Consider the following 13,286-nt stretch of genomic DNA (forward strand, 5'->3'; position numbering starts at 1 on the left):
GCATACGAGATTACTACGCGTCTCGTGGGCTCGGAGATGTGTATAAGAGACAGGCGCTCGCGGCGGCCGGATGGGCCCGGTGTCCGCCGCCCCCACAGTCCGCGCGATGGAGATTGGCCAACAGGTCATCGCCGCCGGGCTCGCCGCGATCGGCGTGATCCGCGCCATCGCTGCCGGCACGCCCGCGGCGCCGGCCGTCATCGCGGGCGTGGCGATCCTCGCCTGGCACACCGCCGGAGCCCTGCTGCCGCTGCGCGCACGCGCGCACAGCGCGGCCGTCTGGTGGCTCGTGGGCTTCGCCGCCGTGTGGGTCGCCGCAGTCGCCGTGTCGTCCGAGTTCGTCTGGGTGGCCTTCCTGCTCTGGCTGCTGGCCGGCCATCTGCTGCCGCTGCGATGGGGGCTGGTGTTCTCGGGCGTGGTGTTCGGGGTTGTGGCCGTCGGGCCGATCCTGCATCACGGCACCACCAGCTACGCCAACATCTTCGGGCCGCTCATCGGCGGCATCTTCGCCTACGGCATCTCGCGCGGCTACCTGCATCTGCTGCGGGATGCGGCCGAGCGCGAGCGTCTGCTCGACTCGCTCACCCGAGCGCAGCACGAGATGGCCGACCTGCAGGACGAGCTCGCCCTCGCGCAGCGCGAGGCCGGTGCGATCGCCGAGCGCACGCGCATCTCGCGCGACATCCACGACACGGTGGCGCAGGGGCTCTCCTCGATCCGGCTGCTCGCGCACGCCGGTGCAGCGCGCAGCACCGACGCAGAAGCGGCGCGCACCCTCGCACAGCTGGAAGATCTCGCGGGCGCCAGTCTCGGCGATGTGCGGCGCATCGTCGCCGCGCTCGCGCCCGCCGAGCTGGAGGGCAACGGGCTCGCCGAAGCACTGGAGCGGATGCTCGAGCGCACCGAGCAGGAGGCGGGGCAGCAGTCGCCGCTGCGCACCGAGCTGCACGTCGACGAGTCACTGCCCACGCTGCCGACGCCCGTCGAGGTCGCGCTGCTGCGCACCGCGCAGTCGGCGCTGGCCAACGTGCGGCTGCACGCCAGGGCATCCCGTGTCGTGGTCAGCCTGATCGACGACGACGGATCGGTGCGGCTCGACATCATCGACGACGGCGTGGGGTTCGACCTCCCCGGCTGGGAGCGCGACATCGAATCGGGCTCGTCGAGCTACGGGCTGCGCTTCATCCGCGCCCGGCTGCGCGAGCTCGGCGGCGGCCTCGACATCGAGAGCGCGCCCGGCGAGGGCACGGCCATCTCGGTGTCGGTGCCCATCCTCCCCGAGCAGTCGTCACTGGCATCCGCTCAGACCGCAGCACCCGCATCCGAGCGCCCGGCGCCCGCGCGCTCCACAGCGCCCGCATCCGCCGAGTCGTCATCCGAGACGAAGGAGATCCCGTGACCACCACCGTCCTGCTCGTCGACGACCACCCTGTCGTGCGCAGCGGCCTGCGCAGTGTGCTCGACACCGACACCGTCCGCGTGGTCGGCGAGGCGGCGACGGGCGAAGAGGCCATCGCCCTGGCCGGTCATCTGCGCCCCGACGTCGTGCTGTGCGATCTGCGCCTCGGAGCGGGCATCGACGGCATCCGCACCACGGCGGCGCTGCGCCGCCTCGACCCCGCACCCGCCGTGCTGATCCTCACGACCTTCGATCGCGACGCCGAGATCCTCGGTGCGATCGAGGCGGGCGCCGCCGGCTATCTGCTCAAGGATGTCGCCCCTGAGGTGATCATCGACGGCATCCGTCGTGCGCATGCGGGCGAGACGATCCTCTCCCCCGAGCTCGCGGCCCGGGTGCTGCAGGGCATGCGCAACCCGCTGCCCAAGCTCACCGACCGCGAGGTCGAGGTGCTGCGGCTGCTGGCCACCGGCGCCGGCAACCGCGAGATCGCCAAGGCGCTCTTCGTGACCGAGGCGACCGTGAAGAGCCACATCGCCCACATCTTCGCCAAACTCGACGTCGACAGCCGCTCCCGCGCTATCCACGTCGCCCAGCAGGTGGGTCTGCTGTGACCCGCCCGAACCGTGAAGAGGAATCCGCCATGAGCAGACCGCACGACACAGACGCAGCCGCGGCCGAGCTCGCCGCGACTGAGCCTGCCGCGCCCACTCGGCGGGAGTGGATCGCCCTGGCTGTGCTGTCGATCGGGCTCGGGCTCATCGTGCTCGACGGCACGATCGTCGGCGTCGCGCTGCCCGCCATCATCCGCGACCTGGATCTCGACCTCACCGACGCCCAGTGGGTCAACAGCCTGTACGCGGTGGTGCTTGCCGCGCTGCTGCTGTCGACGGGCAGCCTGGCCGACCGCTGGGGTCGCAAGCGCCTCTTTCTGGCAGGACTCGTCGTGTTCATGGGCGGAAGCCTGCTGGCCGCCGTCTCTGCGAGTGCGGGCGCCCTCATCGGCGCCCGCGCCGTGCAGGCGGTCGGCGCCGCGCTCATCATGCCCTCGACGCTGTCGACGGTGAACGCCGTCTTCCGCGGCAGGTACCGGGCGGCCGCGTTCGGAGTCTGGGGTGCGGTCATCTCGGGCGCGGCCGCCGTCGGCCCGCTCGCCGGCGGGGCGCTGACGCAGTGGGCGTCGTGGCACTGGATCTTCCTCGTCAACCTGCCCGTCGGGCTGCTGCTGCTCGTCGCCGCAGCCGTCGTCGTGCCCGAGACGCGCGGGCGCAAGACGCGCCCCGGTGTCGATGTCGACGGCGCGCTGCTCAGCGCGATCGGATTCGGCGCCCTCGTCTTCGCGGTCGTCGAGGGGCCCGACCTCGGATGGTGGGCGCCGAAGAGCGATCTGACCCTGTTCGGCTGGACGTGGTCGCAGGATGCCCCGATCTCGCCCGTCCCCGTGGCTTTGGCGGTCGCGATCATCGCTCTCGTGCTGTTCGTGGTGTGGGAGCGACACCGCGAGAGGGTGCAGCGCGAGGCGCTGCTGGATCTCGGGCTGTTCACGTTCTCGACGTTCTCGTGGGGCAACCTGACCGCCGCGATGGTCGCCATCGGCGAATTCGCGATCATCTTCGTGCTCCCGTTGTTCCTCATCAACGCGCTGGGCCTGGATGTGATGGGCGCCGGCCTCGTGCTCGCCGCCATGGCGATCGGCGCGTTCTTCTCGGGCGCCTCGGCACGTCACCTCGCCGCGCGCTTCGGCGCGCCGGGCACGGTGCTGCTCGGCCTCGGATTGGAGATCGTCGGCACGCTGGCACTGGCGCTGCTGCTGCGCGCCGACAGCGCCGGCTGGCTCGTCGCGATGCCGCTCGTCGTCTACGGACTCGGCCTCGGGCTCGCGTCGGCGCAGCTGACCGGCACGGTGCTGCAGGACATCCCGGTGGCCGTCTCGGGGCAGGGCTCGGCCACCCAGAGCACGGTTCGCCAGGTGGGCTCGGCTTTGGGGACCGCGATGGCCGGCACCGCGCTGTCGGTGTGGCTCGCCGTCTCGCTGCCCGCCGCGCTTGAGAACGCGGGGATCACCGGCGCGGCGGCCGATCGACTCGCCGAATCCACACGGCTGTCGGCGGGCACGACGATCGCCCAGCTGCGCACGCAGGGCGCAGGCTCCGCGTACGGAGAGCAGACGCCCACCGTGATCGACGCGCTGACCGGTGGTTTCGCCGACGCCACGCGCGGTGCTCTGCTCGCGGCCACGGTGTTCCTCGTGCTCGGGTTCGTGGGAGCGCTGCGCCTCAAGCGCGCCGCCGAGCGCTCGTAGCCCCCGCGGGCGCCGCGTACATGCGTCACCCGAGGCGACCATATCGGCCCACTCGGCGGGGTGCACAGTGGGCAGGATGCCGACGCACAGACCACGCACTGCTAACGCGATGCGGAGGGATGCCGACAGTCCCCAGGGACGGACCAGGATGGGCCGTCGTCGCACTGGCTTCGCGCCGGGGCCGATCTTCCAGGATGGAGCTCATGATCGTCGTCACGCGTCTGAACCGCAGCAGGTTCGCGGTCAACCCCGACCTGATCGAGAGGGTGCAGGAATCTCCTGACACCACGATCGTCATGGTCGACGGCGCGCGTTTCGTCGTCCGCGAGACCATGGAGGAGCTCATCGGGCAGATCACCGCGTTCCGCGCGAGCGTCCTGGCGCAGGCATCCCGGATCTCCGGCGCAGCTCGGGTCGAGGACGACTGATGGACATCGGACTCATCCTCGGACTCGTCCTGGCGTTCGGCTCGCTGCTGGCGATGATCAGCATGGAGGGCGCTTCCGTCTCGGCGCTGCTGCTGCCCGCACCGATGATGCTCGTCTTCGGCGGCACCATCGCCGTGGGCATCGCGAGCGGAACCCTGCGCGACTTCCTGCACGCGGTGAAGGCGCTGCCGCGGGCGTTCCGCGGCGAGCGCCGCACCGCGCAGAGCGTGATCAGCACCGTCGTCGGTCATGCCGAGAAGGCGCGCACTGAGGGGCTCCTCTCGCTCGAGCAGGGTGTCTCGGACGAGAAAGATCCGTTCCTGCGGCAGGCGCTGCAGAGCATCGCCGACGGCATCGACGCCGAGGATCTGCGCATCCTGCTCGAAGACGAGATCGCGTCGGCTGCCGCGCGCAATCGCACCGCCTCTCGGTTCTTCATGACCCTCGGCGGGTTCGCGCCGACTGTCGGCATCATCGGCACGGTCGTCTCGCTCACCCACACGCTCGAGAAGCTCGATCAGCCCGAGACGCTCGGCCCCATGATCGCCGCGGCCTTCGTCGCCACGCTGTGGGGCCTGCTCTCGGCGAACTTCATCTGGCTGCCGATCGGCGGCCGCCTGCAGCGGCTCGGCGAGCTCGAGCTGGAGCGCATGACCGTGCTGATGGAGGGAATGCTGGCGGTGCAGGCCGGCGCCGCTCCGGCGCACGTCGCAGAGCGTCTCGGTGCGCTCGTGTCGGACGCGAGGCCCGGCAAGGACGGCAAGAGCAAGGGCAAGGCCGAGAAGAAGGGCCGAGAAGAGAGCGACGCCACGTCATCGCTCTCCGAGGTCGGGCTGTGAGCGTCCGGCGCCGGCGGCGGGTCGAGCCCGAGGGGCATTCCGGGCCCGACGAGCGGTGGATGGCGTCGTACCTCGACATGATCACCGTTCTGATGTGCATGTTCATCGTGCTCTTCGCCATGTCGACGGTCGATCAGGAGAAGTTCGCGGCCTTGAGCGCATCGCTGGCGACCGGATTCGGGCAGGAGAAGACCGACGAGATCGATGTGTCGGAGGGCGTGGTCGTACCCGCGAACCTGCTCGACGAGGAGGGCGAGGGGTTCGCCGACATCGAGGTGTCGACCGCGCAGAAGGAGTTCGACGACCTCTCGGCGCTGCGCGAGCGCATTCGGGATGCCCTCGCTCAGCGGGGGCTGGCCGACGCCGCCACCTTCACGATCGACGCTCGAGGGCTGACGGTCAGCCTGGTCAGCGCCGAGACGTTCTTCGCCACGAACAGCACGGTGCTCACCCCCGTCGCCGTCGACATCCTCAACGCGCTCGGCTCGGTGCTGACCAGCATCCCGAACCAGATCTCGGTCGAAGGCCACGCCGACAGCCGGCAGTCGATCGCGCCGTTCGAGACCAATTGGGAGCTGTCGTCCGGCCGCTCGACCCAGGTGCTGCGCCACCTGGTCGAAGCGTGCGGCATCAACCCCGCCGTCATCCAGTCGGTCGGCTTCGGCGACGCGCGTCCCGTCGTGCCGGGCGCGGATCCCGAGGCTCTCGCTCAGAACAGACGGGTCGACGTCGTCGTCCTCTCGGATGCGGATGAGGAGGTGCGACAGCTGCTTCCGGGCCTGCAGGCGAAGGCGCCCTCCCGCTGATCGATCGCTCTGCTTACGCGCGCCGATCACCGCCCGATAGTCGGGGTCGTGGTGATCGAGGACAGCGCGCGTTCAGCCGTGCGCGCGCAGAGCAGCGTCGAGCTGTACGACTTCGGTCGTTCGACGACCCTGTCGCGCGAGCACGCCCGCATCCTCGAGATGTCTTTCGAGACGTTCGCCAGGCAGTGGGGCTCGCAGCTGTCGGCTCGCACCCACGGCCGCTCGCATGTCGCCATCGAGGCGGTCGCGATGCAGACCTACGACGAGTACGGCGGATCGCTGCCACCCGCGACGACGCTCGTTGTCTGCGCACTGCCCGGCACCGATGCCAGGGCCGTGATCCAGTTCCCCGCATCGCTCGCCACGGCCTGGGTGGTGCAGATGGTCGGCGGTCGTCCGGTCGATACCGCCGGGGCGCGTCCCCTCACACACATCGAGCAGGCGCTGGTCGGCGCGGTGATGAAGGATGCCATCGAGCACCTCACTCGGTCGCTCGACGGACTGCTGCCCGACGGCATCACGATCGCCGGCATCCAGCACAGCTCGCAGTTCACGCAGGTCGCCGCCGCCAACGAGCCCGTGATCGTCGCCCAGCTTTCCATCCGCTCCGGCGGCCGTGCGCTCGGCGCGAGCGTGATGCTCCCGGCATCCGTGATTCTGCGGGCGCTGTCTGCGGTCGCCACGGGCATGACCGAGATGGCCGCCCCCGGTGCCATCGACCGGCAGGTAGAGCAGACACCGGTAGAGATCGCCCTGCGGCTGACGCCCCGGCGAGTGCGCCCGCACGAGGTGCTGGATCTCGCGGTGGGCGATCTGCTCACGCTTCCGCACGCTGCCGACCGCCCCCTCGATCTCATGGTCGGAGACCACTCCGTGGCAACGGCCGCCGTGGGCGCCAGCGGCGCCCGTCTCGCCTGCGTCGTCACCGCGACGACGTCCGTCACCGCTCAGGAGCCTTCGTGACCAGCAGCATCGCCTACGAATCCGCCGTCGCCGCCGCCCTCGCGGCGCGCCTGCCCACTGCGGCACCCGCGACGGCCATCGCGTCGCAGGCATCGGGCGACACCGGCGACGCGGTGATCGTCGGGTACGTCGGAGAGGCCAGCGCCCAGCTCGCGGTGCAGATCTTCGAGCCGGATGCCCTGATCGATGGCCTCGCGGACGCGCCGCTGAGTGAGAGGCTGCAGGGCCCCCTCGAGCTCGCCGTCGGCGCGCTCGGCGCGGGTCGGCTCGATGTGCCCACCCTCGGTGACGCGTCTGCGGTGTTCGCCCACCCGGCGGCGCAGGTGTTCGACCTGCAGGACGACAGCGGCCGCGTTCTCGGCCGTCTCGCCGTGCGCATCACGCGTGCTCCGCAGGCGGCACCCGCGGCATCCAGGCGTCTACAGCGCATCGCAGGTGTCGAGATGGACCTCACCGTCGAGGTGGGGCGCACGCGGATGGCGGTGCGCGACGTACTCGACCTCGAGCCGGGGCGCATCGTCGAGCTCGATCGCTCGGCCGGCGCTCCCGCAGACGTGCTGCTCAACGGACGCGTGATCGCGCACGGCGAGATCGTCGTCGTCGACCAGGACTACGCGGTGCGGATCACCCGCATCCTCGAGAACGCCGAGGCCTGATCTGGACGAGCTGCTCCTGCTGCTGCGCGTCGCCCTCTCGCTGGCGGCGGTGCTCGGGCTGCTCTGGTACGTGCAGCGGCGCGTCGGCAAGCGCGTGCAGCAGCGACGAGACGGCTCGGAGATCACGGTGGTCGCCCGTCGTGCGCTCGGCTCGAAGGCGCAGCTCGTCGTGGTCGAGACCGACGACGCGCGTTATGTGCTCGGGGTCACCGAGCACGGGGTGAACCTCATCGAGCGCGCCGCGCCCGCGCACGTCACCCGCCCCGTCGTGCACATCGGCGCCGAGGAACGGGCGACGGTCGACGCGACCGCCGGCACGTTCGACGAGCTGCTGGCCGCGGAGCGGGAGGCCGAGCAGCCCTCGCTGCGTCGCCACCGCCGCCCCAGCTCACCGGATCCGCTCCGCGGATCGATCATCTCCCCGCAGACCTGGCGGCAGACTGCAGAGTTCCTGCGACGCGCGCGATGAGCACCGCCCTGAGGATCGCGGGGCGCGCCGTCGCGCTCGCACTGATCTGCGCCGCGCTGGTCATAGCCTCCGTGCTGGGCACCGGTATCGCCGCGCACGCCGGCGCCGGGCATCCGGCGGCATCCGTCTCGGCTGCCGCATCCGCATCCGCTTCGGCGGCCGCGCCCGCCTTCTTCACCGCCCCGACTACGGTCGACGAGCCGGACGACCCGGAGGCGCCCACTCCGCCCACCCCACCGGGGTCGGACGAGGAGGGCATCACCATCGACATCAACGGCGTCGACGGGTCGCCGTCGACGTCGATCCTCACGCTGCTGGGCATCACGCTGCTGTCGATCGCGCCGGCGCTGCTGCTGATGATGTCGTCGTTCACGAAGATCTTCGTCGTGCTCGCGATGACCCGCAACGCGCTGTCGCTGCCGACGATCCCGCCCAACCAGGTGCTCGCCGGGCTCGCGCTGTTCCTGTCGATGTTCATCATGTGGCCGGTGCTGGTCGACATCAACACCGTCGCCGTGCAGCCGTACATCGACGGCTCGGTCACCTTCGCGCAGGCGGTCGACCTCGGCCAGCCGCCGCTGCGGGACTGGATGCTGCGGTACACCCGCGAAGAGGATCTCGCGCTGCTCACCCGGATCGCGTCGCTGCCGAACCCGGAGGATGCGCAGAGCGTGCCGCTGTACACCCTGATCCCCGCGTTCATGATCTCGGAGCTGCGCGCCGCCTTCATCATCGGGTTCGTCATCTTCGTGCCGTTCCTCGTGATCGACCTCGTCGTCGCCGCGGCGCTGATGTCGATGGGCATGATGATGCTTCCGCCGGTCATGATCTCGCTGCCCTTCAAGATCCTGCTGTTCATCCTGGTCGACGGGTGGGGGCTCATCATCCGCACCCTGATCGAGAGCTACGGGGGTGTCGGATGAGTCCCGAGGCCGTTCTCGACATCGGCACGCAGGGGCTGCTGGTCGCCGCCAAGCTCGCCGCGCCCCTGCTGATCACCGCGCTCGTCGTGGGGTTCGCCATCTCGCTGCTGCAGTCGATCACCCAGGTGCAGGAGGTGACCCTGTCGTTCGTGCCGAAGATCGTCGCCGTGGGTCTCGCCCTGCTCATCGCCGGGAACTGGATGATCTCCGAGATCGTGCAGTTCACCGAGATGATGTTCGACCGCATCCCGCAGCTGCTGAGCGGCGGCTGACGTGCACATCCCGCTCGACTTCGCGTGGCTCGAGGCGACGCTGCTCGCCGGCGTGCGCATCACGGCGTTCGTCGTGATCGCCCCGCCCTTCTCGTACGGCGGGTTCCCGCTGCGCATCAAGGCGATGCTCGCCATGGCGCTGGCCCTGGCGATGTCAGGCGTGGTCTCCCCCGGATACGAGACCCTCGACACCGTGGCGTTCCTCGGCGCGCTCGTCGTGCAGGTGCTCACCGGCGCCGTGCTCGGATTTCTCGTATACGTCTGCTTCTCGGCCGTGCAAGCCGCCGGCGGTCTGATCGACATCTTCGGCGGCTTCCAGCTCGCGCAGGCGTTCGACCCGCAGTCGCTGGTCAACGGAGCCCAGTTCACCCGCCTGCTGAACATGACCGCCTTCGCGCTGCTGTTCGCCTCGGGCGGCTACCAGATCGTGCTCGGCGGGCTCGCCCGCAGCTTCGACGCGGTGCCCGTCGACGGCCTGCTCGACCTCGCCTCGCCCGCAGAGATGCTCGTCGACGGGGTGGTGCAGATGTTCCTCGGCGCGGTGCAGATCGCAGGTCCTCTGCTGCTGGTGCTCTTCCTCGCGGATGCCGGTCTCGGCCTCATCACGCGCGTCGCGCCCGCGCTCAACGCGTTCGCGATGGGCTTCCCGATCAAGATCCTGCTCACGCTGGTGCTCGCCGGGTTCACCTTCATCGCCCTGCCCGAGATCATCGACGCGCTCACCACCGAGGCGCTGCGGATGATGCAGGGGGTGGGGCGATGAGCGACAGCGGCGAGCGCAGCGAGAAGGCGACCGACAAGCACCTGCGCGAAGCCCGCCAGAAGGGCAAACTCTCGCGCAGCCAGGATCTCACCGCGTGGCTGGGCATCGCCGCCGCCGGGATCACGATGCCCGCGGCGATGGCGGCCGGCGCCGCGGCCGGCACCGAGCAGCTCATCACTCTGCCGTCGATCATGCGCGACCCGTCGCCGCAGGCGGCGCTGAGTGTGCTGGGGCTCGGCCTCGGATCGGTGCTGCCCACCCTCGGCACGCTGCTCGTCAGCGTCGCGGTGGTCACGCTGATCGGCGCGGTCGTGCAGGGCGGCGTGCGGATGCGCAAGCTGTCGGGCCGCTACGAGCAGTTCAATCTCGTCTCGGGCGCGAAGCGCCTCTTCGGCATGCAGGCGCTGTGGGAGGGCGCGAAGGCCCTGCTCAAGACCGCCGCGATCGCCGTCGCCCTGTGGGCGGTGATCGCATCGCTGATCCCCGTGCTCTCGGTCAGCGGGGCGCACTCGATCACCCGCCTGCTGAGCACCGCCGCGGGCGGAACCGCGACGCTGCTGCAGGTGGCCGTCGCGGTCGGCCTGGGGCTGGCGGCCATCGACGTGTTCGTGGTGATGCGCCGCAACATGAAGCACACCCGCATGACCAAGCGCGAGGTGCGCGATGAGCACAAGAGCTCCGAGGGCGACCCGCTGATCCGCCAGCAGCGCCGCTCACGCCAGCTGGCGATGAGCCGCAACCGCATGATCGCCGCCGTCGGCGGGTCGGACGTGGTGCTGGTGAACCCCACGCATGTGGCCGTCGCGCTGCGCTACGAGGTCGGCCGTTCGGCGCCGAAGGTCGTCGCGAAGGGCAAGGGCGTCGTCGCCGAGCGCATCCGCGAGCGGGCGACCGAGGCTGGTGTGCCGATGGTGCGCGACGTGGCGCTCACCCGCGCCCTGCACGCCGCGTGCGAACTGGGGCAGGAGATCCCCGCAGAGCTGTACACGGCGGTCGCGCGAGTGCTCGTGTTCGTCGACATGCTGCGCAAGCGCGGGTCGGCGCGCGGCGTGCACGCCATCCCGGAGAGGACCGCCTGATGAGAGATCAAGCGATGAGTCAGATGAGGAGAAGACGCGCATGCGCGGAATGCTGAACCGGATCGCGGTGCCCATCGCCGTGGTGGGCATCATCATGCTGCTGGTCGTGCCGGTGCCGCCGCTGCTGCTCGACATGCTGATCATCCTGAACATCCTGTTCGCGCTGGTGATCCTGCTGACGACGATGTTCATCCGGCGACCGTTGGACTTCTCGGTGTTCCCGTCCCTGCTGCTCGTGGCGACGCTGTTCCGGTTGGGCCTGAATGTGGCATCCACCCGTCTCGTGCTCGGCGAGGCGTACGCCGGGCGGGTGATCGAGGCGTTCGGTGCGATCGCCGTGGGCGGCTCGCTGATCATCGGCGCCGTCGTCTTCCTCATCCTCGTCGTGATCCAGTTCGTCGTGGTCACCAAGGGTGCCGAGCGCGTGGCCGAGGTGGGCGCGCGCTTCACCCTCGACGCGATGCCGGGCAAGCAGATGGCCATCGACGCCGACCTGAACGCCGGGCTCATCACCGACGCGCAGGCGCGTGAGCGGCGTGCCGAGGTCGCGGCCGAAGCCGACTTCTACGGCGCGATGGACGGGGCCTCGAAGTTCGTCAAGGGTGACGCGATCGCTGGTCTGGTGATCATCATCATCAACCTCGTCGGCGGCATCGCGATCGGCATGGTCTCGCACGGCATGGCGATCGAGGAGTCGGTGAACACCTACAGCCTGCTGACGATCGGCGACGGCCTGGTCACGCAGATCCCCGCCCTGCTCATGGCGGTGTCGACGGGCATGATCGTCACCCGCTCGAACGCCGAGACCGAGATGGGCAGCGAGGCGTTCGCGCAGCTCGGGCAGTCGGTCAACGCGCTGAACATCGCCGGATGCGCGGCGATCGTGATGGCGTTCATCCCCGGCATGCCGATGCTGCCGTTCATCGTCGTGGGAGCACTGCTGATCCTGGCCGCGCAGCGCATCAAGGCGACGCAGGCGGATGCCACGGCTGCCGACGCCGCCGAGCAGGCCACGCAGCCGGTGTCGTCCGATAGCACCGAGGAGCTCATGGAGCGGATGCGCGTGCACGCCCTCGAGATCCAGCTCGCCTCGGACGTCGTCGACCTCGTCACCGGCGGCCCGGATGACCTGCTCGCGCGGGTGAAGGCGCTGCGCCGGCGCATCGCGCTCGATCTCGGGCTCGTCGTGCCTCCCGTGCGCACCCGCGACAGCATCGAGCTCGCTCCGTCGACATATGTGATCCGCATCGCCGGCGTCGAGGCGGGGCGCGGCATCGTGCCGCCCGGTCGTCTGCTCGCGCTCGGCGCGGGACTCGACACGCTGCCCGGCACCGCGGTGCACGATCCGGTCTTCGGACTCGAGGGCAAGTGGATCCCGGTCGAGATGCGACACAGCGCCGAGTTCGCCGGCGCGACGGTCGTGGACCGGGCGAGCGTGGTCATCACCCACCTGTCGAGCGTGATCCACGCCGGAGCCGCCCGACTGCTCAGCCGTGAGGATGTGCGGCAGCTCACCGACGCGCTCAAGCAGGTCTCCCCCGCCGCGGTCGAAGAGCTCACCCCCGCGCTGCTGTCGCTCGCCGAAGTGCAGCGCGTGCTGCAGGGGCTGCTCGCCGAGCGCGTGCCGATCAACGACCTCAGCCGCATCTACGAGGCGCTGGCCCTGCGCGCGAAGACGTCGACCGAACCGGAGGGTCTGATCGAGGCCGCCCGCGCCGCGCTGGGCCCGGCGATCGCCGCCCGGTTCGCCGAAGACGGCGTGCTGCGGGTGATCATGATCACCCCGCTGCTCGAGCAGGCGATGCTCGAGAGCCTGCGCATGGGCGACGATGGTCCGCAGATCGTGTTCGACCCGCAGCGCATGGAGGCCGTGGTCGATTCGGTGCGCCAGGCGGTCACCGCCGCCGCGGCCGGAGACGGCGGCGAGCCCGTGCTGGTGTGCGCGCCGTCGCTGCGCTCCGCCGTGCGCCGGCTGGTGTCGGCGCAGACCGACGGGCTTCCCGTGCTGTCGTACACCGAGGCGAGCGGCTCGTTCACGATCGAGACGGTCGGGGTGGTGCGCGATGCGGCTCAGCCGGCCGTCAGCGGCATGGTTCCGCCTGCGCCGGTAGGCTGATCGGATGCTGGTGTTGACGAGGCGTATCGGCGAGAGCGTGCTGATCGGCGACGAGATCGAGGTGACGCTGCTCGATGTCAAGGGCGACAGCGTGCGCCTCGGCATTAAAGCACCGCGCACCACCCGCATCCAGCGTTCGGAGATCGTGCAGGCCGTCGAGGCCGAGAACGTCTCGGCAGCGGCATCCGGAGCGAGCGCCGCAGATGACATCCTCGCCGTGCTCACCCGCCGCCGCGACGCGGAATCCTGACCCTGTCTCTTATACACATCT

General features: G+C 70.2%; 15 protein-coding genes. All 15 read left to right on the forward strand.

The window, feature by feature from the left end:
* Positions 1–106: 106 nt before the first annotated feature.
* Positions 107–1,399 carry a sensor histidine kinase gene (locus BFN01_RS02790; RefSeq protein WP_083428605.1) on the forward strand — a complete coding sequence of 431 codons (1,293 nt, stop codon included), beginning with the start codon at positions 107–109 and terminating at the stop codon, positions 1,397–1,399.
* Positions 1,396–2,013 (forward strand): response regulator transcription factor, encoded by a 618-nt coding sequence (locus BFN01_RS02795; RefSeq protein ID WP_071641317.1) that lies wholly within the window; start codon positions 1,396–1,398, stop codon positions 2,011–2,013. Before BFN01_RS02790 ends, BFN01_RS02795 begins: the two co-directional genes overlap by 4 nt.
* A gap of 29 nt (positions 2,014–2,042) precedes the next feature.
* Entirely contained in the window at positions 2,043–3,701 is a 1,659-nt protein-coding gene (locus tag BFN01_RS02800; protein ID WP_071641319.1) for an MFS transporter, read from the forward strand.
* A gap of 203 nt (positions 3,702–3,904) precedes the next feature.
* Positions 3,905–4,129 carry a flagellar FlbD family protein gene (locus tag BFN01_RS02805; protein WP_071641321.1) on the forward strand — a complete coding sequence of 75 codons (225 nt, stop codon included), beginning with the start codon at positions 3,905–3,907 and terminating at the stop codon, positions 4,127–4,129.
* Positions 4,129–4,968, forward strand: a complete 840-nt coding sequence (locus BFN01_RS02810; protein ID WP_071641324.1) for a motility protein A — start codon at positions 4,129–4,131, stop codon at positions 4,966–4,968. Before BFN01_RS02805 ends, BFN01_RS02810 begins: the two co-directional genes overlap by 1 nt.
* Positions 4,965–5,774 carry a flagellar motor protein MotB gene (locus BFN01_RS02815; protein ID WP_071641326.1) on the forward strand — a complete coding sequence of 270 codons (810 nt, stop codon included), beginning with the start codon at positions 4,965–4,967 and terminating at the stop codon, positions 5,772–5,774. The genes BFN01_RS02810 and BFN01_RS02815 overlap by 4 nt, the downstream gene beginning before the upstream one ends.
* Before the next feature lie 48 nt (positions 5,775–5,822).
* A complete protein-coding gene (locus BFN01_RS02820) occupies positions 5,823–6,737 on the forward strand; it encodes a flagellar motor switch protein FliM (RefSeq protein ID WP_083428606.1) in 915 nt (304 codons plus the stop codon).
* Positions 6,734–7,393 carry a flagellar motor switch protein FliN gene (gene fliN / locus BFN01_RS02825; RefSeq protein WP_071641328.1) on the forward strand — a complete coding sequence of 220 codons (660 nt, stop codon included), beginning with the start codon at positions 6,734–6,736 and terminating at the stop codon, positions 7,391–7,393. The genes BFN01_RS02820 and fliN overlap by 4 nt, the downstream gene beginning before the upstream one ends.
* A 22-nt stretch (positions 7,394–7,415) precedes the next feature.
* Positions 7,416–7,862, forward strand: a complete 447-nt coding sequence (gene fliO / locus BFN01_RS02830) for a flagellar biosynthetic protein FliO (RefSeq protein ID WP_256221009.1) — start codon at positions 7,416–7,418, stop codon at positions 7,860–7,862.
* Entirely contained in the window at positions 7,859–8,785 is a 927-nt protein-coding gene (gene fliP, locus BFN01_RS02835) for a flagellar type III secretion system pore protein FliP (protein ID WP_256221008.1), read from the forward strand. The genes fliO and fliP overlap by 4 nt, the downstream gene beginning before the upstream one ends.
* Positions 8,782–9,057 (forward strand): flagellar biosynthesis protein FliQ, encoded by a 276-nt coding sequence (fliQ, locus tag BFN01_RS02840; RefSeq protein ID WP_071641332.1) that lies wholly within the window; start codon positions 8,782–8,784, stop codon positions 9,055–9,057. The genes fliP and fliQ overlap by 4 nt, the downstream gene beginning before the upstream one ends.
* A 1-nt stretch (position 9,058) precedes the next feature.
* Positions 9,059–9,820 (forward strand): flagellar biosynthetic protein FliR, encoded by a 762-nt coding sequence (locus BFN01_RS02845; RefSeq protein WP_071641334.1) that lies wholly within the window; start codon positions 9,059–9,061, stop codon positions 9,818–9,820.
* Positions 9,817–10,899: a flagellar biosynthesis protein FlhB gene (locus tag BFN01_RS02850; protein ID WP_071641336.1), complete on the forward strand. Its 1,083-nt coding sequence runs from the start codon at positions 9,817–9,819 to the stop codon at positions 10,897–10,899. Before BFN01_RS02845 ends, BFN01_RS02850 begins: the two co-directional genes overlap by 4 nt.
* A gap of 40 nt (positions 10,900–10,939) precedes the next feature.
* The gene (locus BFN01_RS02855; protein WP_071641338.1) at positions 10,940–13,015 is read left to right on the forward strand and encodes a flagellar biosynthesis protein FlhA; all 2,076 of its coding nucleotides are present in this window, start codon (positions 10,940–10,942) and stop codon (positions 13,013–13,015) included.
* 4 nt (positions 13,016–13,019) lie between these two features.
* Positions 13,020–13,265 carry a carbon storage regulator CsrA gene (csrA, locus tag BFN01_RS02860; RefSeq protein ID WP_071641348.1) on the forward strand — a complete coding sequence of 82 codons (246 nt, stop codon included), beginning with the start codon at positions 13,020–13,022 and terminating at the stop codon, positions 13,263–13,265.
* Positions 13,266–13,286 lie beyond the last annotated feature (21 nt).

The organism is Microbacterium sp. AR7-10, assembly GCF_001878835.1.
GTDB classification, from domain to species: domain Bacteria; phylum Actinomycetota; class Actinomycetes; order Actinomycetales; family Microbacteriaceae; genus Microbacterium; species Microbacterium commune.